The following is a 22,852-nucleotide window of genomic DNA, read 5'->3' as shown; positions in this document are numbered from 1 at the left end:
ATGAACGACCCACTCACCTTCCAGGTCGTCGCCGGCGACTACGGCCTGTCCGGCAATCAGCCCGCCAACTACACGCTCGTGCTGGGTGAGAGCGAGGCCCTTCTGGTGGACGTGCCATTCGCGCGCTCCGACGCGCACCGGCTGATCGCCATGATCCTGGACAGCGGCCGTGAGTTGAGGACCGTCTTCATCACCCACGACCACCCCGATCACTTCTTCAGCCTCGACCTCCTCAGCGACACCTTCCCCGAGGCCGCGGTCGTCGCGCATCCCGTGGTCGTCGCCGACATGGGGCGCTCGATCCCGCTCAAGTTCGAGCGCTGGGCCGAGGGGATGGGGGCCAACGCTCCTCAGCGCGGTGTCGTGCCGACCCCATGGGTGAAGGACGAGATCGAGGTCGAGGGCCGCACGCTCAAGATCCTCGGACCGATGCAGGGCGACCACGTTCACGCGACGGCGTTGTGGGACCCCGGCTCCCGGACGCTGGTCGCCGGTGACCTGCTGTTCAACGGGGTCTTCCTGTTTCTGGGCGAGCACCGCCCCCCGCAGTACGACGACTGGCTGAAGAGCCTGGACGACCTGGAATCGCTGCAGCCCGTACGCATCATCGCCGGGCATTCGAAGCCGGGGCTGCCCGACGACAGCCGCGCGATCGACTGGAGCCGCCGCTACCTCAACGAGTTCAAGAGAGCGGCCAAGGCCGCCACCTCATCGAGGGAGATGGCCGACATGCTGCGCGCCGCCTTCCCCGACGCCGTCGGGTTCCCCGGCACCGAGTTCCTACTCGACGTATCCACCCAAGTCGCCACCGGAGAAATGGAGCCCTGGGATGAGTGACAAGCCCGCGTACCAGGACGAGTTCGAGTCGACCAGACCCGATGAGATCGCCCCTCTGATCGGCAAGCACCTCATCTACACCTACGACAACGGCTGGGGGTACGAGATCTACATTCGCAACGAGCGCGCGTTCGACTACCGCATCCACGACGGCCCATTGGCCGGCCGTTGGGTCAACAACCAGGCAGCGCACATCGTGCGACTGGCCGACGGCGTCTACAAGTGGTCATGGGACGAGCCCACGGGAACCATCGTGAGCCTCGCCGTCAACCTCAACGAGCGCGTCTTCCACGGGGCGACGTTCTTCCCGGCATGGATCCCGCTGAACTACGACAAGATCGCACTGCACCAGAACGAGCATCTGGACGAAATGGCGCACCTGCGGGACCAGGGGCCCACATACCCGAAGCTGGTGATGGACGAGTTCGCCCAGATCACCTTCATCGAAGACTGCGGGCGCGACAACGACGAGGTGATCGATCGCCCGCCGAGCGAAGTGCCCGAGGGCTATATGACGAGGCGCAACTGATGCCGCGGGTGGTCGTCGCACGGGACTACGGCGAGGCAGAGGTCCTGGACGTAGTGGAGGTGCCTGCCACCCCGGTCGGGGCGGGCGAGGCACGGGTTCGGATCATGGCCGCCGGCGTCAACCCGATCGACTGGAAGCAGTACGCACCCGCCTTCTACGGCGGCGATCGTGACAGGCTGCCGCTGCGGCTCGGCTCCGAAGCCGCGGGCGTCGTGGTCGATGCCGCATACGGTGCAACCGGACCCGCAGGCCCGGTAAGGACCGGTGACGAGGTGATCGTGTTCCCCGTGGGCGGGGCGTACGCCAGCGAGGTCACCGTCTCTGCTGCCGCCCTGGTCCCGAAACCGCCCGAGATGACCTGGGAGCAGGCGGCGAGCCTGATGCTGGCTGGCACGACCGCCATGCACGCCGCCGTCGCAGCCAGGCTGCGCAAGGACGAGACGGTATTGGTCCACGCGGCCGCCGGCGGCGTCGGGCAGATGTTGTGCCAGATCGCGGCCGCCTGGGGTGTCAAGGTGATCGGAACCGCGCGCGAGCGCGACCACGAGATGCTCCGCGGCTGGGGCGTCGTGCCCGTGATGTTCGGAGACGGGCTGGCCGACCGCGTCCGCAAGCTCGCCGCCGCCGGCGGAGTCGACGCAGCAATTGACCTCATCGGCACCCGGGAGGCGGTCGAAGTCTCGAACGGATGCCTGCGCGACAGCGATCGCCTGCTGTCCACCGTCCACAACGACGTCACCTCCGAGCTCGGTGTGCGCGTCATCGGCGGAGTGGGCCCCGATCACGGCAACGACATCCGGATGGCGGCGCGCTCCGAACTCGTTGCACTCGTCGAACGCGGACAACTGCAGGTCAATGTCACGCAGACGTTCGCCCTGGACGATGTCGCCGATGCACACCGCAAGAGCCGAAGCGGCTCGGCACAGGGCAAACTCGTCCTGCTTCCCGAGCACGGGTGAAGGTGAGGTCGAGGAAGGGGCCACCCGGCCTCCAGCATCGTCTGGGTGTCTTCACCGCGCCCGCGCGGACGGCGCGAGCAGTCTGAGCGTGCGAGCGCGCTCGACGGCCTCGCGCCGGCTGTTGACGTCGAGCTTGCCGTAGATGTGGCGTAGGTGGACCTTGACCGTGTTCGGCGACACGAACAGCTCGCTCGCGATCTCGCCGGTCTTGAGGTGCGAGGGCAGGTAGCGCAGGACGCGCAACTCGGCATCCGACAGGGGCTCGGGCATGGATGGCGCGCGCAGGCTCTCCGGTTCGCGTGAGGTACCCGCCAACAGGTCGAGGATCTCTGAGATCAGCGAAGGGTGCGAAGTCCGTTCCCGCCGATGGCATTCGAGCAGCTCCGGGGCGGGGTGGAGCAGAAATGGCAGGATCAGGCGGTCGGGTTCGGCCAGATTGAGCGCGGTCTCGAGTGCAGCAGTGCCTGCATCGTGTTCGCCGAGGGCCTCGCGCGCCATCGCCTCCAAGAGGAAGGTCTGCACCTGCCACACCTGCAGGTTGGGGCCGACTGATGTGCCGTCGAGCACGGGTGCGAGCGCGGCCACCGCGCCCTCGGCGTCACCTTGGGCGAGTCGCAGCACCGCCGAGGCCTGGCACATCGCTGTGGCGTCATGCTGGGTGCTCTCGGCTGCAGCCAAGGCCTGTTCCGCGCGACGGGTGTCCCCCAGCCGCACCAGTGTCTGGGTATGCAGTGATCGCGTACGGGCCGTGAGCGGGTGGTGGGCCACCAGCCGCTCACCGAGTGCCGCTCCGGCGCAGAAGGCGCTCAGTGCCTCATGGTGCCGGCCACGTGCGAGTTCGTGCAGGCCGCGAGCGTAGTGGAGCAGCATGGCAACGGCCGGGTAGACCTCGTCGCGGGAGGAGGCCTCGGCCCGTTCGAGCCATGGCTCGGCCTCCTCGAGGCGTGCCTGCCAGAGCATCGGCACGGCCAGCGCAACGCACGGGATGGCGATGATCGGCTTCTGGGACCAGCCATGCTGCTCGGCCAGCCGGAGGGCCCGATGACTGCGCTCCGGCACCAGTTCCAGCGACCAGAGGTGTGCGACGAGTGCCGCGTGGGCAAGGCCGTTGAATTCGAGGTAGGGCCGCTCGAGCTGGCGTGCGAGGGAGATGCCCTGCGCCAGGTACCGCTCCGGTTCATCGACGCGCATCAGCCAGGACTCGGCGATGCCGAGGCTGACAAGCCCTAGCGCGCGCATGTCCGCGCGCAGCGGAACCCCGGGAAGCAGTGGGGTCTCGGGCGCAAGGAGGCGCTCGGCGCTCTCGAAGACGGCAGGGAGGTTGCCGCGGAGCCGAGCGAGGTTGAGCCGGAGGATGGCGAGCATGGCCTGGAGCGCGTGCCGGCGATCGTCCGACAGCGAGGCCGAGCCGCCGTCTGCAATCGCCAGCAGTTCCTCAGCGCGGTCGGCGGCTCCACGGTTCAGGTAGTCGGCCGCAGCCACGGCAGCGAGTTGCGGGTCGCCCAGCGTGGCGTCGGCGGGGAACTCGGCAAGCAGCTCGTGCCCGGTGGACGCCTGGCCGTCGAGCTCAAGGGCGAACCAGTGGTCGGCCAGCAGCGTGCTCGCCAGTGCCCACTCCCCGCCGGCCTGAGCGTGGCGGATCGCCTCGACCGGCCGATCGTGCTTGACGTACCACTCGGCTGCCGTGCGGTGCAGGACGGGGAGCTCGTCCGGTTCGGTCCGGCGCAGTTCGAGGCGCAGAAGATCGGCGAAGAGGTGGTGGTAGCGGAACGAGGATCTCGCGGGATCTAGAGACACAGTGAACGCGCCCGAGTCTTCGAGGTCCTGCAGGATCCGCTCGCTGCCGACGTCGCCGGTCAAGGCATCGGCCAATGGCCCGTCGATACGCTCGAGGATCGAGGTGCGCAGCAGGAGCCGACGACCGTCGGCGGACTGTCGTCCCAGCACTTCGGCGAGGAGGTATTCGGCGACGGTCCGCTCACCGCCGGAGAACTCGATCGCGAAGCGCTCCGGTTCCGAATGCCGGGAAAGAAGGAGTGCGGCCAGCCGAAGCCCGGCAGCCCAGCCCTCCGCGCGCTCGTGCAGCAGGTCGACAGCCGGCTGAGACAGCTGGATCCCGGCCGCGTCGAGCAGTGCCCGGGCCTCGCCCGGGGTGAAGCGGAGGTCGTCGGCGCGGATCTCGGTGACCTGGTCCTCGAGGCGCAGCCGGTGCAGGCCGAGCGACAGGTCGTGTCGGCTGGCGAGGATGAGGCGGAGCGCGCCGGTGCTGCGCTTCAAGAGAAGTGCGAGCTGGCGCAGCGTCTCCTCGGAGCGCACTTCGTGAAGGTCGTCGATGACCAGGTACACCGGTCCATCGAGGGCTTCCAGATCCTCCGCCAAACGCTCGACGATTTCGAATCCGTCCAGGTCGGGGGCGGGCGTCAGCGCTCGCACGAGCCCTGAGCCGGGAACGGTGCCCCGGATCTCGTCGAGGACGGTGAGCCAGAAGCGCTGGGGGTCGTGGTCCTCGCGTTCCACCGACACCCAGGCGGTACGGTCGGCCAGCCCGGCCGCCTCAACCCATGACCGGAGCAGGACGGTCTTCCCGCTCCCGGCCGGCGCGACGACGATGGTGAGCAGACCCGCTCCGCCGAGTCGCTCGAACAGCGCCGGACGAGCGATCGTGCGCAGTTCTCCCTTGGGATGGACGGCAAATGTGCCGTGCACCGGAGGCAGCGAGGTCGCAGTCATGCCTCTGACCTCCTACCCAGAGAACGCCACACCATACGTTGAGTCGAGAGCCAGGCTAGCCATGGACGACGCGAGGTGCTCGTAGACGCGCTGCACGAGCGACCAACCGGCGCGGAACAGTCACAGGTCACGCAGTGCGCGCCGGAGCACCTTCCCGGTCGCGTTGCGAGGAAGTTGATCGACGAAGACGATGTCGCGCGGGACCTTGTAGCGGGCGAGATTGGTCCTGACGTACGCCTTGATCTCCTCCGCGCTGACGGTTGCGCCGGGACTGGTGACGACGACGGCGCGCAGACGCGTGCCGAACTCCGGGTCCTCGACGCCGATGACAGCCACCTCCTGGACGTCAGCGCGCTCGGCGAGCAGGTTCTCGATCTCGAGCGGGTAGACGTTCTCGCCTCCGGAAACGATCATGTCGTCGTCGCGGCCGTCGATGTGAAGCAGTCCGTGGGCGTCGAGGTGGCCGATGTCGCCGGTGGTCATGTAGCCGTCGATGACCTGCTTGTGGCGGCCGTCGGTGTAGCCCTCGAACGGGATGGCACTGCGCACGAACACGCGGCCGGGCAGGTGGCTCTCGGTGATGCGCCGGTCCTGGTCGTCGAAGAGGGCGACCTGCGACGTCAGCGGCGGTCGGCCGACGGTACCGGGGGCGAGGCGCAGATCCTGCGGCTGGGCCACCGCGGCGATGCCGACCTCGGTGGATCCGTAGATGTTGTGCAGAACCGCGCCGAAGATGTCCTGGGTCCGGGCGGCGAGTTCCGGGGACAGCGCGGAGCCGGACACCGCGATGGTCTTCAGCGTGGTGAGGCCGTAGCGACGGATGACCTCCGGTCCCAGCTGGAGGATCCGCTGCAGCATGGTCGGGACGGCGACCAGCATGTCCGCGCGGTGTTCGGCCAGCAACCGCAGGGTGTTCTCCGGGTCGAAGCGGCGGGCGAGCACGATCTTGTTGCCCAGCGCGGTGCCGACGACCCAGTTGCTGAACCCGGTGGAATGAAAGACCGGGGACGCGATCAGTATCGTGCCGCGGCGCGGGAAGGGGATGCGGTCGACCAGTTGGACGCTGGCCAGCGGAGTCACCTTGGTGCGTGGCGCACCCTTGGGGAGCCCGGTAGTGCCGCTGGTGAGGATGGTGAACCCGCCCGGTCGCTCGGGTGGCGGAGGCAGCGCACGGTTCCCTGTGGCGATCAGGTTGTCCAGGACGCTGGCCCCCACCGGCACGGTGTGGCCCGCGTCCACCCAGGTGAGGATGCGTGGGAGCGAAGAGGGCAGGGCGTCCAGCAAGTCGTTGAACTCGCTGTCGTGCAGCATCGCCCGCACGTTCTCGCGTGCAGCCACCTCGGCGAACTGCGGTTTGGCGAAGCCTGTGTTCATCAGGGCCAGCCGCAGCCCGGCACGGCCGGCCGCACTGATCGCCAGGATCAGGCCACGGTGGTCGCGGGCCAGGACGCCGGCCACGGAGCCCGCCGTCAGTCCCATCGCGAGCAGGGCGTTGGCCAGGGCGTTCGACTGCTCGTCAAGCTCGCGGTAGGTCAGGACGCCGAGCTCGTCGGCCAGCGCCGGCGCGTCCGGAGCACGCCGGGCCACGGCCATGATCATCGATGCCGGGGGGCCGTAGACGTTGTTGTTCCGTGCCGCGCGCAGGGTCAGGTCCAACCTGGTCAGGTCGATGACCCCTGCCTGGTGCAGACGGACCACGGCGCGCGCAGACCTGGCCGCGTTGTGCAGGCGGGTGGTGAGCGGATCGGACGTCGAAGGCATGGGTGGATACCTTTCGGGTCATGGGCGGTTGACGAAGATGCACGGGTGTGCGGCCGTGCGTTCGTCTTTCGCCTTCAGTTAATTTCGGTGGGAGCGATGCCCGGAACAACGGTGATCGCCAGCGCCGATTCGTCGAGGCTGCCGAGGACCAAGGTGCCCGCTTGCTCCGCGACGCCGGTGACCATGGCGTACGCGGTCCCGTCCGTCTGCAGGTCGTGCATGATCGACCCTTCGAGATCGACGCCGACCACCCACGCGGTGCGCTTCGGCGCCGGCTTCAGCCGCTCGGGAAGTTGCCACACCATCCGCCGCAGCACTCCCGGGCGGGGCAGCAGGGCGTCGAGCAACGGGTTGCGCGGTGAGGCGAGGGCGACCCAGATCAGTCCGTCACTGCCCAGGGCGATGTTGTCGGGGAAGCCGGGCAGGTTGTCGATCAGCGCTTCCTGTGTGCCTGCTTTCGGGCCGCGCAGCCAGTACCGGCTCAACCGGTACGCTCCCGTTTCGGCGAAGACCAGCGCTTCGCGGTTGGGTGTGAAGGCAACTCCGTTCGCGAACTGCAGACCGTCAAGCAGGACGTCCACCGCGCCGTCAGGGGACAGGCGCAGCAGCCGTCCGGTGCCCGAGTGCTCCAACAGGTCGCCCATCCACTGCTCGAACGGCCAGCGGCGCGACGACGCGGTGAAGTAGATCATCCCGTTGTCGGGATCCTGCACGACATTGCTCGCGAAGTTCAGCGGCTCCCCGTCGATACGGTCGACCAGGACCTCGATCGACCCGCCGGGGCCGCTCCAGCGCAGCAGCCCCCGATGGGCGTCGCACACGAGCAGCGAACCGTCCGGCCCGGCATGCAACCCCAGTGGACGGCCTCCGGTGTTCGCCACCGAATCCACCGCGCCGGTGACGATGTCGACCCGGAGCACAGCCCCGTCCGCGGTCCCGGTGTAGACCGACCCGTCGGCGCCGAACACGACGTCCTCGGGGCCGTGACCGGGCAGTTCAACGCGCCGCAGGACATCCCCAGACGACGAACCGGAACTTCGCCCCGCCCGCCGCGGCGCGGGGGGCGGGGACCAGCGAACCGGCTCCATCCGGGGAGCGGACCGAACAACTCTGTCCATCGCGTCTCCAGTCCGAGGGATCGATGCCGCTATGTGCATATGCAATGCTAGAGACAGGCGAAAGCCCAATGAATAGGCACTCGACCCGCCGAGGATGTGCCTATGCACATTCCTGCGAAGTGGAGGGCAGCGCCGCATGGAGTGGAGACCGGGCGTTCCCGAGATCCGACTCGACGCGCACCGACGCAGGATCGCGGCCCGAATTGCGGCGATCATCTCCGAGGTCGATCCGGAACTGAACGCGATCGCCGCCGACCTTGCCCAGCTCTACCGGCAGCGCATCCCCCGCTACGACCAGGTCGACGCCAACTCGATCGAGCACAACACGCATACGGTGCTGCGCATCGTCGTCGACCAACTGCGCGGCGAATCGGCCCACGCAAGCACCGACGAACTGACCGCACTCGCCCGCGGGTGGGCGGTCCAACGGATCCCCCTGGACCTGGTCGCCCACAGCATCCAGATCGGCGCGCGCAGGGTCTTCGAGCTCATCCGGCAACGCGCCACCGCCCAGGGCCTGCCAGCCACCGTGATCGACGAAATGCAGGACCTCACCTGGGAGTGGGCGACAGCCTCCGCCACCGCCGTGCACCTGGTACTGCAGGAACAGGCCGTGGTCGGGGCCGCACACCGCGCTGACTTCCTGCGCCGCCTCCTCGACGGCGCCCTCCCGCCGACGGCGCTGGTCGCCGAAGCACGAAACCAACGGCTCGACCCGGAGCGCCACTACCGAGTCGCCTGCACCACCTGGGACGAGACCGCGGAGACCTCGGACCTACTGGCGGTCATCCGTACCCACGGAGCCACCGCCAAGCTCCCGGTCGTCGACACTGTCATCGACCGGCACCTGGTCGCCCTCCTTCCCCGGACGCCAGCCCAGCTGCCACACCTCGCACCCGTCGCTCTCGGCCCCGCCATGCCCCTCGGCGCCGCATCCACCTCGTATCAACAGGCCCGGCGTGCCCTCGATCTCGCCACCCGCTTCGGCAGAGGCGGGCTCGTCGACCTCGCCGCGCTGGGCCCCCTGCCCCTGCTCGGCGCGGCCGAGGACGCGGCAGACCTGCTCACCGAGAAGCACCTCGCCCCGCTACGCCGACACGGTTCCGCCGGCACGGAGATCATCACCACTGTCGAGACGTACCTCGACTGCGACCGCCGCATCGACGACACCGCCGCCGCGCTCTACCTGCACCGCAACACCGTCCGCAACCGGCTCACCCGCTTCGCCGAACTGACCGGACTGGACCTCGACCGCACCGACGACCTGATCGTCGCCTGGTGGCTGCTGAACCGGGAGCGGCAGCAGACCAGCTGAGCGAAGAGTTCCCCTGAATGTGCATCCGCACATGCCAGCCGTGTCGTGCGCCTATGTATGCCGGAGTTGATCATTTCTAACATTGCAGATGCACATGACCCTCAAGTGAAAGGACCCCCCGGACATGTCCACGAGTCAGGAAGACAACGCCGGCGCCGACCTGGTGCTCGCCGAGCGGCACGGGGCAGTGCTGCTGCTGACGCTCAACCGGCCGGACCGTCTCAACGCCTGGACCTTTGCACTTGAGGAGCGCTATTTCCAGCTCCTGGACCAGGCCGAGGCCGACCCCGAGGTGCGGGCGGTCGTCGTCACCGGGGCGGGGCGCGGCTTCTGCGCCGGAGCCGACCTGTCGGACCTGCAGATGGTCAGCAGCCTCGACAAGACCGACGTTGAGCTTGCCGCTCCTGCCCGTCCTCGCGAGCGTCCGCTCTCCATGCGCAAGCCATTGATCGCCGCGATCAACGGCGCGGCAGTCGGCCTTGGCCTGATCGAAGCGCTCTACTGCGATCTGCGCTTCAGCACCCCGGATGCGAAGCTGGGAACCGCGTTCGCCCAGCGTGGCCTGATCGCCGAATACGGCATCGCGTGGCTGCTGCCGCGCATCGTCGGCCAGAGCCGCGCACTGGACCTGCTGCTTTCCGGTCGGCTGATCCAGGGTCAGGAGGCTCTGGCGATGGGCCTGGTCGACCGGGTCATGGAGCCCGAAGAGCTGGTGAAGGCGGCGGTCGCTTACGCCGCCGACCTGGCCGCGCTCTCCTCCCCGAACTCGATGCGCCTGATCAAGGACCAGGTGTTCCGCGCCATGGACAGCGACCTGCCGAGCGCCATCGCCCACGCCGAAGGGCTCATGCTCGAATCCTTCGTCCATCCTGACGCCGCCGAGGGTGTTATGGGTTTCCTGGAGCGCCGCCCGCCGAACTTCCAGCCGCTCACTCTGACCTGAACCGGGGGGCGTCGAGCTGGACTTTCCCGCACCGTTGGGCCCCGGGAATCCGGTGACCCTGCCCGGCCGGACGGTGAAGTCCAGACCATCGACGGCGGTCGTCGCGCCGTACCGCTTGACCAGCTGATGGATCTCGATCATGGATGAGTCCTCGGGCTCCGGTGCAGGGACCGCCCGTTGACGGCACCACCACCGTAGGTTCGCGCCGGGGTCCGACCACCAGTACCGCGAGCGAGGCCGCAGACGCAGGCCGGGGGCCGCTCCGGCAACCGGGACGCGGAGATCTCAGATGCGCACCGTCGTCTTGCCACGGGCGCCGCCCGCCGCGTTCCGGGCCAGTGCTTCGGGAGTCTGGTCCAGCGTGACCGTCTGCTGGACAGGGACGGCGATCCTTCCCGACGCGACCTCGGCGGTGATCCTGGCGAGAAGGTCCGGCTTGTCCTGCATCATGAAGTTGCTCACGGCAATCCGCTCGGAGGCGAGTAGTTCCGGCGCCGCGGTGAGGGTCACGGACGCAGCTGCGCCACCGTCGCGGACCAGCCCGGTGTACGCACTGAAGCGGTCCGGATCACGAGTTAGGTCGAGCAGGGCGTCGACCCCGCCGGGGTGGGATTTGCGGACCTGCTCGGCAATGTCGCCGGCGGTGTAGTCGGTTGTCTGAGCGGCACCCAGCTGCCGGATCCACCGGTCGGCATCGGGCCTGGCAGTCGCAATGACCTCCGCGCCCCGAGCAGCCGCAAGCTGGACAGCGAAAACACCCACCCCACCGGTGGCGCCAAGGATCAGGACCGACTGCCCGGCTGTCACACCCATGGCCTCAAGCACGCCGAGCGCGGTCATACCTGCGGTCGGCAGCGCGGCCGCGGTATCAGCGGGCATACCGTCAGGGACCAGCTGAAGCGCCCCGTTGTCCGGGAATTCGGTGACCACCGTGTAGTCGGCGAACGTGCCGTGCCCCAAGGGCGTGCGGAAGAACTGGCCGTGCACCATGTCGCCGCGCTTGAACCCGCGCACCGCTTCCCCCGCCTCCGCAACGCGGCCCACGCCGTCCACACCCAGGACAAGCGGGTACACACTCGGCATGGACATCCGGCCCTGGGCGATACCTGCGTCGATCGGATTCACCGACGCCGCCACCAGTTCAAGCAGGACTTCTCCCGGCGCCGGGCTGGGCACAGGAAGCTCCATCAGTTCGGGTGTGCCACCTGGCTTGTGCACTGCGATCGCACGCATCGCGCATCTCCTGTTCGTCGGCTGGTCTGCCGCCCCACCCAAGGCAACCACCCATATCGGGCAATGCCGGACAGCGGCTGGCGATAGCCAGTCAACTCCGCATGGCTGTCGATCAGAAGGACCGATCCGATCACCGTTGATACCCGGCAGGTATGAATCAGCGGCAGTGGTGGGCGGCAGGCGATCGCGGCGGCCCAGCCGCAGGGACGCTTGCCGGGCAGAAGGCGTATCAATAGCTTCAGGGCGCCGTTTCGTGTCCCTGGCCCATTAGCGACCCCGTGCCGCTGTGAATGTCCGGAGTGAGGTGGGTGCTGTCCGTGATGTCTCGTGTCTCTCGTGGGGCGGCGGCAACGGTGGCGGCCGCGCGAACGAAGGCAGCGACCGCTGGCGAGCGCGAGGCCTGGGGCCAGGCGACGGCCAGCGTGGCCGGTGCCAGGTCGTCGACCGGCAGGTAGGCGACCTCGGGCCGTGTGTAGCGCCGGGTGACCGAGGCTGGAAGGAAGCAGACGATTCGGCTGAGTTCGACCAGCCGGAGGATCTGCGGCAGGTCCGAGGCGTCTTGCACGGTGCCAGGCGTGGCTGTGTCGCCCCGAACCGGATCGGATGGCTGGTCGTGTACCGCGGTCCGTCCGTGCGACCTGTGGGCGGGGCCTTCCTCCGCGGGAGATCCGTCGGGAAGGGAGCGGCCCGCCAGGTCGGCCAAGCGCAGGGAGAGTCGGGCGGCCAGCGGATCAGTCGCCGCCAGGGCAATCAGGAACGGCTCGGTGAGCAGCGGTTCGTAGTCCAGCCCGTGCTGGTCGACAGGGTCGAGCAGGAGCGCGGTGTCGGCGCGGCCGTCGTACAGGGCCGGTGCTTGATCGCCGAACGGGCCGAGGACCAGTTCGACCGGCAGGGCCGCCTCATCCTGGGCATAGGCGTCAAGGATCTGCGGCAGCAGGCCGCCGTCGATGTCGGCCTTGAGTGCCAGGCGTAGGCGCGGTTCGGGTTCTCCGGCGTGCTGGGCGCGTCGACCGGCTGCGCTGATCGCGTCGAGCACATTCCGGGCGTCACCCAGCAGGACCTGCCCGGCCGGCGTGAGCGCGACCTGGCGCGTGGTGCGCTTGAGCAGCGCGACGCCGAGTTGGTGTTCCAGTTCGCGGATCGCCCGGGACAGCGGCGGCTGTGCCATGCCGAGGCGTTCGGCGGCGCGTCCGAAATGGAGTTCTTCCGCCACCGCGACGAAGTATCGGAGCTGTCGAGTCTCCAGCTCATTCATACTTCCACGGTATCAGTGGCCACCGGATCGGTCCTTCAGGTCGACCGCCGCGCGGGGTTGACTGGTGGTGATTGCCCCAACCAGCGCTACCGCAAGGAGAACACCGTGCCTGCCAACGCCGTAGACCCGAACGAGACCACGGCTACCCGGCGGCAGCGGGGTGAGAGGATCGCCGCGGAACTGAGCGGGGACCCGAACCCGGCCCTGCTGGAGTCGCTCGACCGGGACTTCCCCTTCCTGGCCAATGCCCTCACCTCCTATGCCGTCGGTGAGATCCTCGCCCGCACGGTGCTGGATGTGCGCACCCGCCAACTCGCGCTGGTCGCCGCGTTCGCGGCACTCGGCCTCGGCGACTTCATCAAGATCCACGGCGGCTATGCCCTGAACGCCGGGGTCACCGAGGACGAACTGAAGGAGATCGTCTACCTCACCACCATCCCTGCAGGCTTCGCCCGGGCGGTCCAGGCCTCGCAGGCGGTGACCGAGCTCCTCGCCTCCCGCCGACAGGCCTGAAGGTCGTTGCTTGCCGGATTCTTCAGCCGATGGGGTTGTTGATGTTCTCGGAGACGCCGAGTTCGGGGACACCCCCGGTGCTGGGCGACCAGATCGTGCACGCGGCGCTGACCACCCCTTCGGGTGGGGTGTCAGGGATTACCGCGGTGCACTGTCCGAGGACTGCGGGCTCGTTGGTCGTCCCGTCGCTGGCCTTCGCATGGAGGTAGAAGGTCACACTCGCCGTTCCGGACACGCTGCCCTCGTTCACGAACGTCCCGCTCAATGGGCAGCTGGTCTCGCCGCACGGTCCGGTGGCCTGCCATCCCCCTGACAGGGCGAAGTACGCCATGCCGCAATGGTCCAGGATCTTCTGAACGGGGCTGCACGTCGGGCTGACCGCAGCGGCTGGGGTTGCGGTGGGGGCACCGCCGAGCGCGGCCTTCAGCTCCGAGAAGTTGTGGATCCCGAAGAACGCGGCGACCGCGAGCCCCGCGCCGATCGTCCCCACCCAGCCCCAGTCCTTCTTCTTGTCCACGTCAGCCATCGCTCCCCCAGCCATGTCCACTTAAAGTCTGGGCTGGAAAGGCTACTCAAAGGCGGTGTCCGCCGTCTGCCGCCTCAGGAATGTGCCTGGGGAGGACCTCGGCTGCTGCCATCGTCCGGTATGCGCGCAAGAGTGGACGCGCTTTGCGCAGGCATGCCGGAGCCTGGTCTACTCGGCTTCCTGGTCGGTGGGCCGGCCGGCGTTTTCTCGCTGCCGCAAGGCGGGTAGCACCAAGGCCTCGTGGAGGCGTCGCATGTCCTCGACGACGTCGAGGCTCGGATCGCGGAGCCATTGCAGTTGCAGGCCCTCCAGGGTGGCCACAAGGGTGCGGGGCAGCCAGCCGTCCGCTCCGGCCTCTCCGAGCAGTGACCGAAGCCGTGCTTGGAGCCGGGCGTTGCGGGCGTTCATGAACGCGTGCGCGGGATGGCCGGTGTTGGCCGAGGCAACAAGCATGTCGACGTAGAGCTTGACTTCGCCCGGCGTCTCGTAGGTGTGCTTGAGCGCCCTGTAGTTCCCCTCCCAGGTGTCCATGTCGAAGAGTTCACGGGCCACCTCGTCTCGCATGGCAAGTACCGACAGGAGCATGTCGTCCTTGCTGTCGAAGTAGTGCAGAACGCCGGCCTCCGTCAGCCCAACGGCATCGGCGATCTGTTTGAGCGAGGGCGCCTGCTGCTGGTCGGCCTCGCCGTAGAGGCGAAGGGCCGCGCGCAGGATCTCCGCGCGCTTGGCGACGCCCTTGGGATACGAGCCACGCTGCTCTTCACGTGCCATGAGGTCGCCACCTGTCGGGGTCGGGATCCGGTCTTCGACGAAAAACCTAGTGTCACTCGGAAACATGCGCAAGAAACCTAGTCATCCTCGGGTTTTAGTTCTAGTGTCGCCGTCACGACAGCACCCCCGACCCGTCACCGCGCCCAACGGCCGCCAAGGCCAACCCCCGACCATAAAACCTAGTACTCCTTAGTTTATTCATCCTGGCGCTCTTCCAAGGAGACACCCATGCCTGATCTCCGCACCCGAAGCTCCGCTCGGGCCAGTTGGCCGGTCGGCACGTTCGAGCTGGCCGGCACTGATCTGACGGTCACCGCACCGAGCCAACTGCCTGCCAACCTGACCTGGCGCCCAGCCGTGGTACCCGGCGGAGTCCACGAATCCCTGATCGCGTCCGGAGAACTCGCCCACCCCTTTCTGGACGAGAACGAGGTGAGGGCGGCCTGGATCGAGGAGCGCGCCTGGTGGTACCGGACCGAGTTCACGCTGTCCGACCGGGCCCGGGAGGCCGACCGGCTCCAACTGGTCTTCCACGGGCTGGACACAGTGGCCTCGGTCTGGCTCAACGGCACCCTGCTGGGAACCCACGAGAACGCCTTCCGCCCCGCCGCCTTCGACCTCACCGGAACCGGCGAGCAACGGAACACTCTCGTTGTCCGTTTCGCACCGCCGCTGGTCGGGATCACGGCTCCTGCCGAGATCGCCCGGGTCGCCGAACTGCGCCGGCAGGGCTTGCTGGCCATGCGGACGGGCGACGACGCCGACCCCGAGCGAAGTGCGATGCCACCGGGCGTGCTGTCCACCGGCCCCGAACTCACACTGCGCCGCAAGCCCACCTTCTCCTGGGGCTGGGACTTCGCCCCGCGGCTCCCCTCCATCGGCATCCACGCGCCGGTCGAAATCGTGGCCGAGAGCCGCGCCACCATCACCGCCCACCACGCCTACGCCCGCTCGGTGGACCCGGTCCGGCGGCGCGCCGTCGTCCAGGTCGACGTCGAGGCCGAGACTGCCGTCCCCCGTCCCGAGACCGGCGGCCGCGTCTCCGCGACCGCGGTGCTGACCGCGCCGGACGGCCGCCTCTTCACCACCGCAATCCCCATGGCATTGACACCTGAGGGCATCGCGCGGGGAACGGCCCAGGTCACCGTCGAGGACGCCCAACTCTGGTGGACGCACGACCTCGGCGAGCAGCCGCTGTACACCCTGACCATTGCGCTGACCGGCAGCGAGGGGCCCATCGACCAAGTCACCGACCGAATCGGCCTGAGGACCATGACCCTGGACCGCTCAGCCGATACCGCCGCGGGCGGCCGGCTGTTCCGCTTCCTGCTGAACGGCACGCCCATCTACGCACGCGGCGCGAACTGGATCCCCGCTTCGATGTTCATCGGATCGATCCCCGAGAGCACGTACCGGAACCTCGTGGAACTGGCCCGCCACAGCAACATGAACATGCTCCGGGTCTGGGGCGGCGGCACCTATGAGCACGAGTCCTTCTACGACGCCTGCGACGAGCTGGGAATCCTCGTCTGGCAGGACTTCATGTTCGCCTGCACGGACTACCCGAGCGAAGACCCCGGCCTTCACTCCGAAGTGGCCCAGGAGGCGACCTTCCAGGTAAGGCGTCTCCGCAATCACCCGAGCCTGGCGCTGTGGTGCGGCAACAACGAGATCGAAGGCATGCACGCCCTGGTCACCCGCTCCGTCGCACCCGGCAACTGGGGCTGGCACTTCTTCCACAAGATGTTCCCCGAGACCGTAGCGCGGGACTGCCCCTCGGTGCCGTACTGGCCGGGCAGCCCATGGGCCGATGTACCGCTGCAGATCAACGGCGTGACCCAGGGCGATCGTCATGCCTGGGAGGTCTGGCACGGCGCCGACATCGGCGCAGGCGGCCCGACCGAGTTCCCCTCCCCCGGTGCGAAGGTGCACTGGGACCGCTACCGGTACGACCACGGCAAATTCATCAGCGAGTTCGGCATCCACGCCGCACCCGAGCTGGCCACGCTTCAGCGCTGGACCGCCGCAGAACCGCCGAGCCTGGGCTCGGCCGGCCTGCTGCAGCGGATCAAGGACGTGCCCAAGAACAAGGGCGAGGCGCTCATGTCTTACGAGACAGGGACGCCCAGCAGCATCGAACAGTTCGTCGACTTCTCCATGGCCTGCCAGGCCGAGGGCCTGAAGTTCGGGGTCGAGCACTACCGCCACCTCCAGCCTTCCAACAATGGGGCCCTGGTCTGGCAGTTCAACGACTGCTGGCCCGGGATGAGCTGGTCGGTCATCGACTACGACCTGGTGCCCAAGGCCGGGTACTACGCCCTCCAACGCGCCTTCGCCCCGGTCCTGGCGAGCTTCCACCAGACCGACGACGGCGGCCTCCAGCTTTGGGTCACCAACAGCACGCCTGCACCCGTCCGGACCACGGCACGGATCGAATTGGCCGAGTTCGCCGGAGCCCGCCTGTGGGACGAACTGGTCCCGGTGGACCTCGGGGCGATGGAGTCGCGGCAGGTCTGGCACGGCCAGGTCCCGGGGACGCAGGCGTACGCCTGGGTCTCATCCGACGACGGATGCTTCCCCGACAATCGACTGTTCTTCGACCGTCTGAAGAACATCGACTTCAGTGCGGGCCGCCTGAAGGCCGCCGTCGAACGCAACGGCCGGAGCACCGCCTCGGTGACCCTCGCCTCCGAGGGCTTCACGTACATGGCCAGGGTCTCCACCGGCACACCCGGCTGCCGCTACAACAGCAACTACGTCGACCTGCGCGATGGCGACCAGCACACGATCGAAATCGCGGGCCTGCCAACGGACTTCGACCTGCGTGATCTCCACATCGCCTGCTACGGCCCGAGGCCCACCGTCCGACCCTGATCCCGGCCCACCCATCAACGACGAAGGGAGCCTTCCAATGTTCGCCAAGCGTGCAGCACTCTGCGCAGCGATAACGGCCCTGACCGCCACCGCCGTGGCAGCCTGCGGCGGCCCGTCCTCCGCCCCCACGACCACCTCCGGCAGCGGCGGAACCAGCACCATAGCGATCGGCCTGCAGTTCGCCACGATCAACTTCAACCCGTGGCTCGTCCCCAACGGCCCGAACTACAGCCTCAACTACACCTCGGCCGTCTACGACTCGCTGACGACGCTGACCGGCCCCGACAAGGTGGGCCCCGGCATCGCCACCTCCTGGACCGAACCGAACCCCACCACCCTTGAGATGACACTGCGCCCGGGGATCACCTTCGCCGACGGGACACCCCTGGACGCTGCCGCGGTCAAGGCCAACTTCGACTACGCCAGGACCGCTTCACCGGCCGGCAGCCTCGTCACGTACATCAAGAACCTCACCACGACGGTGGTGAACGCGACCACGGTCCGCTTCACCTCGACGGTGCCCGTCACGGACCTGCCCTTCGACTTCGCCACCGGAGCCGGGTTCATCGTGAGCCCGAAGGCCCTGGCCCATCCTTCGAGTCTGAACGACCAACCGGACGGCTCGGGCCCCTACACCCTGGACGCCTCCGGCACGACCTCCGGCCAGCAGTACACCTTCACCCGACGCGCGACCTACTGGAACAAAGCGGCCTTCCCCTACGGCAAGGTCACACTGCGGGTCTACAGCTCCCAGCAGGCCCTCGACTCGGCCGTCCGGTCCGGCCAGGTGCAAGTGGCGCAGGGCGCCGCGCAGACCAACGCCGCCGACAAAGCCGCCGGTCTGACGGTCGTGCCCGCCCCCCAGATCACCACGGCCGGCATCTGGATCAACGACGAAGCCGGCGCGGCAGTCAAGCCGTTGGGGGACGTCCGGGTCCGGCAGGCGCTGAACTACGCCGTGGACCGCAAGGCCATCGCGGCCCTGGGCTTCGGCGCCGATGGGACCGCGACTTCACTGGTCGTCGGCCCGGACAGCCCCGGCTACCAGGCGAACGCCGCCGCCTCCTATCCGTACGACCCGGCCAAGGCCAAAGCCCTGCTGGCGCAGGCCGGCTACCCCGACGGCTTCACCCTGCCGATGCTCAGCACCCAGAGCGGGGACCTGCTGGCCCAGGCCGTCGCCGGGTACCTGCGCGCGATCGGTGTGACGGTGCAGATCTCCGACCACAACACCGACTTCGTGCAGCAGGCGACCTCGGGACGGTGGGCCAGCATGGTGTTCGAGTGGAGCATGGACCCGGCCGCGCAGAGCATCGCGTCACTGGTGTCCGCCAACTTCGGCCCGCACACCCCGCAGCAGAATGCGCAAATCCAAGCCCTCGCCGCCCAGGTCCTCGGCACGACGGGCACCGCGCAGTCGACGGCCATCGATCAGGCGGTCGCCACCATCAACCAGCAGGCCTGGTTCGTCATGGTCGGCACCGTCGGCTTGACCTACTCGACCGCCAATACCGTCAGCTGCACCGACCTCGGCTTGGCAACCTGCCTGCTGTCGTCGCTGCACCCGGCGAAGTAGCCGGCCATGGGGAGCCTCGCGCTACGGCGCGCCGCAGGCGCGGTCCCGCTGCTGCTCGTCGTCTGGACCGCGGCGTTCTTCCTCCAGCAGCTGATCCACGGCGACCCGGCCGCGTACGTCCTGGGCAACACCTCGACAGCGGCGCAGCGCGACCAGCTCGACGCCGCCTTCGGACTGCACCGCTCGCCACTGGACCAATACCTGTCGACGTGCGCCAACCTGCTACGCGGCGACCTCGGCAGGTCATGGATCACCAGCGAGAGCGTGGGCCGGCTGCTGTCGACGGCGCTGCCGGTGACCCTGTCGCTGGCCCTGCTGTCGACGCTGGTCACAGCCGCAGTCGGAACAGCCCTTGGCATCTGGGCCGCGCTGCGGCGCGGCGGCACCGTCGACCGGATCCTGCAGCTGGCCGCCGGAGCAGTGACGGCCGTCCCCAATTACTGGATAGGGGTCGGCCTGGTGTACCTCTTCGCCATCCACTACCGGGTGTTCCCCGCGACCGGGTACGTGCAGCTGAACCAGTCCCCGGGGCAGTGGCTGCGATCACTGATCCTGCCGGTCATCGCCCTGTCACTGGCCCCGATCGGCCCGATCTTCCTCCAGGCCCGCAGTGCCGTGGCCGAGGCGCTGGACGCCGACTACGTCCGAACCGTCCGGGCACTGGGCATTCCACGCCGGCGCCAGGTCCTCAAGCACGGCCTGCGCAACGCCGCCGCTCCGATCGTCACCGCCGTCGGCTTCAACACGGTGGGGCTGCTGGCCGGAACGGTGGCAGTGGAGCAGATCTTCAACCTGCCCGGTCTCGGTTCCCAGTTGCTGTCGGGTGTCCTGGGGCACGACGTCCCCGTCGTCCAGGGCGTCGTCCTGGTCTTCGCGGTCGGCGTCGTCATCGTCAACCTCGCCGTCGACCTGTTGATCGGGGTCCTGAACCCCAAGACGAGGCGTCCATGAACAGCGTCGTTCACCATGCCGACAGCCCGGTCGGGCCGGCCGGCCCGGCGGCGCGGGCCGGCCGCGCACTCGCAGCCTCGCCCCTGGCGCTGACGGCCATCGCCTGGCTGGTCCTCACCGTGCTCACCAGCGTCTTCGCCGACCAGCTCGCACCGTTCGACCCGCTGACGCAGAACCTCACCGAACTGCTCAAGCCGCCGTCGGCGACGCACTGGCTTGGCACCGACAGTCTCGGCCGCGATGTCCTGTCCCGGCTGATGCACGGCGGCGACACCCTACTGTGGGGTGCCGCGGAGGCCACCGCGATCGCCGTGGCCCTCGGGCTCCCGGCCGGCCTGCTCAGCGGATACCGCGGCGGGATCGCCGACGCCGTCATCTCCTGGCTGGTCGACCTCACCTTCGCCGTTCCCGCGTTCGTCGTGCTGGTCGCGCTCGCGGTCATCTACCCGCAGAACACCGTGGTGATGATGGCCGTGCTCGGCGTGCTGGGAGCCGGAGCCGCGACCCGGCTGGTACGCAACTCCACCCGCACGGTGCGGGACGAGTTGTTCGTCGACGCCGCCCGCGTGTCCGGTCTGCCGCTGCGGACCATCCTGTTCCGGCACGTGCTGCCGACCGTGGTCGCGCCGGTCATCATGCTCGCGGCCACCAGCATGGCGATCTGCGTCATCGTGCTGTCCTCGCTGTCGTTCCTCGGTCTGGGCGGTTCCCCGGAGGCCCCCTCCTGGGGCCAGATGATCTACGAGGCGTCGCAGAACATCACCGTCGATTCCTGGCTCCTGGTGCCGCCCGGCGCGGTACTGATCCTGACCGTCATCGCCTTCAACCTCATCGCCAACACGGTCCGTGACGCGCTTCCGGGCGGCCCCACGCCCCGTCCCGTCCGGCATCGCCGTACCGTCCTGGCCCCGCCTGCTGTTCAGCGGCGGGACACCGACCCGGAAACGCTGCTGGGCGTCCACGGGCTCGTCGTCGCATTCCCCTGCGGCCCGGTCGTCGACGGTGTCACCTTCACCGTCCGCAAGGGCGAAACCCTCGGCCTGGTCGGCGAGTCCGGCTCCGGAAAGACCGTCACTGCCCTGGCAATCCCCGGTCTGCTACCCATCGACGGGCAGATCACCGCAGGCTCGGTACGGTTCGCGGGCGAGGAACTGGCCGGCACCACGGAGCGGCGTCTGAGCCGGGTCAGGGGGCGAGGCGTCGCCTACATCGCGCAGGAGCCCATGGCCGCCTTGGACCCCTGCTACACCGTCGGGAACCAGCTGCGGGCAGCCCTGCGCCATTTCGGCGCCACCCGCCGCACCGCGGCTGCACGGGCTCGGGACCTTCTCCGAGAGGTGGGCGTCGACGACCCCGACCGCGTGATGAGATGCCACCCCCACCAGATCTCCGGAGGCATGGCGCAGCGCGTCGCAATCGCCCTGGCCCTGACCGGCGACCCGGCCCTGCTGATCGCCGACGAGCCCACCACCGCACTGGACGTCACCGTCCAGGCAGCGATCCTCGACCTGTTCCGGAACGTCGTCGCCACGGGTGAACGCGCCCTGGTGCTGGTCTCCCACGACATCGGAGTCGTCGCAGACGTCTGCGACCGCGTCGCGGTCATGTACGCCGGGCAGATCGTCGAGCAGGGAGAGACCGACAGCGTTCTGGGCGCACCCCGCCACCCCTACACCCGCGCGCTGCTCCGGTCGATGCCGAGCCTGGACACCGCGGGACGCCTGCCGGTGATCCCCGGCTCGGTGCCCGCACCGGACGCGTGGCCCGAGGGCTGCCGGTTCGCCGCCCGCTGCGCACTCGCCACGGACGCCTGCAAGAAAGGACCGATCCCGCTCATGGACGTCTCCGGCCCATCCCCGCGCACCACCCGCTGCGTCCGCGGCCACGACCTCGCCCCGGAGCCCGGCCGATGACCCCGACACCTGAGCAAGTGCAGCCCCACTCGGCTGCCCGGCTGCTGGAAATCGACCACCTGCGAGTGTCCTACGGCCGACGCAGGCGGACGCACACCGCGGTGGACGACGTCACGCTGAACGTCGGGGCCGGCGAGGCGGTCGGGCTCGTCGGGGAGTCCGGATCAGGGAAATCGACCATCGGACGGGCGGTGCTCGGTCTGACCGCGCCGAGCAGCGGCCGGATCCGCTTCGAAGACACGGACATCACCTCGGTACCCGCCGAACGGCGCGGAGCGCTTACCGCCGACCTTCAGGTGGTCTTCCAGGACCCGTACGGCTCGCTGAACCCAGCGCGAACGATCAGTCAGACGCTCACCGAACCACTACTGACCCACCGGGCGATGACAGCCGAGCAGGCCCGGGCCCGAGTGCAGAGCCTGCTCGACCAGGTCGGGCTGCCCGCCGACGCCGCGAACCGCTACCCGGCCGCCTTCTCCGGTGGCCAGCGCCAGCGCATCGCCATCGCCCGGGCCCTGGCCAGCAATCCCAAGCTGGTCATCTGCGACGAGCCGGTGAGCGCTCTGGACCTGTCCACACAGGCCCAGATCCTCAATCTGCTCGCCGACCTGCGTGCCGATCTCGGCCTGGCCTACTTGTTCATCGGCCACAACCTCGCGGTCGTCCGCAACCTCTGCGATCGCGTCGTCGTCCTGTACCGGGGCCAGGTCATGGAGACCGGCCCGGCCGCGCAGGTCACCGGCCACCCCCTGCACCCCTACACCGCCGCCCTGGTCGCGGCGGCACCTGTGGCCGACGTGGCCGCCCAGCGGGAGCGACGGTTGGCCCGCGTCACGGTCACCGAGCCCCTGACGGTTGCCCACAGTGGCTGTCCCTTCGCCGGGCGGTGCCCGCACGTCGAGGACATCTGCAGACAGCAACGCCCGGCCCGCGTCAAGGTCGGCGAGTCCGTGGTCGCCTGTCACCTGTTCCCCTCCGGCGAAGGAGACAGCCACACTTCCGGGAGTGTTGACGAGAAGGTCTGATCCCCGGCCCCAATGCCGTGGAG

The 22,852-nt window shown here is 68.7% G+C and carries 18 protein-coding genes and 1 pseudogene; 11 read left to right on the top strand and 8 right to left on the bottom strand.

Annotation, left to right across the window (positions count from 1 at the left end; all coding sequences use genetic code 11):
- The 3 genes from ABUW04_RS33080 to ABUW04_RS33070 are packed head-to-tail and all read left to right on the top strand — an operon-like array spanning position 1 to position 2,325.
- On the top strand, positions 1-837 hold the full coding sequence (locus tag ABUW04_RS33080) for an MBL fold metallo-hydrolase (protein WP_380568140.1): 837 nt from the start codon (positions 1-3) through the stop codon (positions 835-837).
- Positions 830-1,366 carry a phenolic acid decarboxylase gene (locus ABUW04_RS33075; RefSeq protein ID WP_380568139.1) on the top strand — a complete coding sequence of 179 codons (537 nt, stop codon included), beginning with the start codon at positions 830-832 and terminating at the stop codon, positions 1,364-1,366. Before ABUW04_RS33080 ends, ABUW04_RS33075 begins: the two co-directional genes overlap by 8 nt.
- Complete coding sequence (locus tag ABUW04_RS33070; protein ID WP_380568138.1) at positions 1,366-2,325, top strand: quinone oxidoreductase family protein; 960 nt, start codon at positions 1,366-1,368, stop codon at positions 2,323-2,325. Before ABUW04_RS33075 ends, ABUW04_RS33070 begins: the two co-directional genes overlap by 1 nt.
- 51 nt (positions 2,326-2,376) lie before the next feature.
- Here the strand turns inward: ABUW04_RS33070 and ABUW04_RS33065 are convergent, their stop codons facing one another.
- The 3 genes from ABUW04_RS33065 to ABUW04_RS33055 form a co-directional block, all read right to left on the bottom strand.
- Positions 2,377-5,055, bottom strand: a complete 2,679-nt coding sequence (locus ABUW04_RS33065) for a LuxR C-terminal-related transcriptional regulator (RefSeq protein ID WP_380568137.1) — start codon at positions 5,053-5,055, stop codon at positions 2,377-2,379.
- A 120-nt stretch (positions 5,056-5,175) separates the two neighbouring features.
- The gene (locus ABUW04_RS33060; RefSeq protein ID WP_380568136.1) at positions 5,176-6,816 is read right to left on the bottom strand and encodes an acyl-CoA synthetase; all 1,641 of its coding nucleotides are present in this window, start codon (positions 6,814-6,816) and stop codon (positions 5,176-5,178) included.
- Positions 6,817-6,890: 74 nt separating this feature from the next.
- Positions 6,891-7,904, bottom strand: coding sequence for an SMP-30/gluconolactonase/LRE family protein (locus ABUW04_RS33055; RefSeq protein ID WP_380568135.1), 1,014 nt, complete (start codon positions 7,902-7,904; stop codon positions 6,891-6,893).
- A gap of 166 nt (positions 7,905-8,070) precedes the next feature.
- Between ABUW04_RS33055 and ABUW04_RS33050 the strand changes: the two genes are divergently transcribed.
- Positions 8,071-9,249, top strand: a complete 1,179-nt coding sequence (locus ABUW04_RS33050) for a PucR family transcriptional regulator (protein ID WP_380568134.1) — start codon at positions 8,071-8,073, stop codon at positions 9,247-9,249.
- Positions 9,250-9,373: 124 nt separating this feature from the next.
- Positions 9,374-10,192 (top strand): enoyl-CoA hydratase-related protein, encoded by an 819-nt coding sequence (locus tag ABUW04_RS33045; protein WP_380568133.1) that lies wholly within the window; start codon positions 9,374-9,376, stop codon positions 10,190-10,192.
- 12 nt (positions 10,193-10,204) lie between these two features.
- On the opposite strand, the pseudogene ABUW04_RS33040 reads toward ABUW04_RS33045, so the two are convergent.
- The 3 genes and pseudogenes from ABUW04_RS33040 to ABUW04_RS33030 form a co-directional block, all read right to left on the bottom strand.
- A pseudogene (locus tag ABUW04_RS33040) lies at positions 10,205-10,333 on the bottom strand (ABC transporter ATP-binding protein); the annotation flags it as partial.
- Between the two features lie 144 nt (positions 10,334-10,477).
- Positions 10,478-11,425 carry an NADP-dependent oxidoreductase gene (locus ABUW04_RS33035; RefSeq protein ID WP_380568132.1) on the bottom strand — a complete coding sequence of 316 codons (948 nt, stop codon included), beginning with the start codon at positions 11,423-11,425 and terminating at the stop codon, positions 10,478-10,480.
- Positions 11,426-11,663: 238 nt separating this feature from the next.
- Complete coding sequence (locus ABUW04_RS33030; protein WP_380568131.1) at positions 11,664-12,680, bottom strand: LysR family transcriptional regulator; 1,017 nt, start codon at positions 12,678-12,680, stop codon at positions 11,664-11,666.
- Positions 12,681-12,785: 105 nt separating this feature from the next.
- Between ABUW04_RS33030 and ABUW04_RS33025 the strand changes: the two genes are divergently transcribed.
- The gene (locus ABUW04_RS33025) at positions 12,786-13,193 is read left to right on the top strand and encodes a carboxymuconolactone decarboxylase family protein (protein WP_030266136.1); all 408 of its coding nucleotides are present in this window, start codon (positions 12,786-12,788) and stop codon (positions 13,191-13,193) included.
- 22 nt (positions 13,194-13,215) lie between these two features.
- Here the strand turns inward: ABUW04_RS33025 and ABUW04_RS33020 are convergent, their stop codons facing one another.
- Entirely contained in the window at positions 13,216-13,719 is a 504-nt protein-coding gene (locus ABUW04_RS33020) for a hypothetical protein (protein ID WP_380568130.1), read from the bottom strand.
- 168 nt (positions 13,720-13,887) lie between these two features.
- Positions 13,888-14,490 carry a TetR/AcrR family transcriptional regulator gene (locus ABUW04_RS33015; protein WP_380568129.1) on the bottom strand — a complete coding sequence of 201 codons (603 nt, stop codon included), beginning with the start codon at positions 14,488-14,490 and terminating at the stop codon, positions 13,888-13,890.
- A gap of 228 nt (positions 14,491-14,718) precedes the next feature.
- Between ABUW04_RS33015 and ABUW04_RS33010 the strand changes: the two genes are divergently transcribed.
- From ABUW04_RS33010 to ABUW04_RS32990, 5 genes are read left to right on the top strand one after another with little or no spacing between them, the layout of a single operon-like run.
- Positions 14,719-17,364 (top strand): beta-mannosidase, encoded by a 2,646-nt coding sequence (locus ABUW04_RS33010; RefSeq protein ID WP_380568128.1) that lies wholly within the window; start codon positions 14,719-14,721, stop codon positions 17,362-17,364.
- Positions 17,365-17,401: 37 nt separating this feature from the next.
- Complete coding sequence (locus tag ABUW04_RS33005; protein WP_380568127.1) at positions 17,402-18,940, top strand: ABC transporter substrate-binding protein; 1,539 nt, start codon at positions 17,402-17,404, stop codon at positions 18,938-18,940.
- Positions 18,941-18,946: 6 nt separating this feature from the next.
- A complete protein-coding gene (locus ABUW04_RS33000) occupies positions 18,947-19,891 on the top strand; it encodes an ABC transporter permease (RefSeq protein ID WP_380568126.1) in 945 nt (314 codons plus the stop codon).
- Positions 19,888-21,804 (top strand): dipeptide/oligopeptide/nickel ABC transporter permease/ATP-binding protein, encoded by a 1,917-nt coding sequence (locus ABUW04_RS32995; protein WP_380568125.1) that lies wholly within the window; start codon positions 19,888-19,890, stop codon positions 21,802-21,804. Before ABUW04_RS33000 ends, ABUW04_RS32995 begins: the two co-directional genes overlap by 4 nt.
- Complete coding sequence (locus ABUW04_RS32990; protein ID WP_380568124.1) at positions 21,801-22,829, top strand: oligopeptide/dipeptide ABC transporter ATP-binding protein; 1,029 nt, start codon at positions 21,801-21,803, stop codon at positions 22,827-22,829. Before ABUW04_RS32995 ends, ABUW04_RS32990 begins: the two co-directional genes overlap by 4 nt.
- The last annotated feature ends 23 nt before the right edge of the window (positions 22,830-22,852 follow it).

This window comes from Streptacidiphilus jeojiensis, assembly GCF_042510965.1.
GTDB lineage: Bacteria > Actinomycetota > Actinomycetes > Streptomycetales > Streptomycetaceae > Streptacidiphilus > Streptacidiphilus jeojiensis.
The sequence above is the reverse complement of the archived record's forward strand: the minus strand, read 5'-3'. Positions and strand labels throughout refer to the sequence as shown.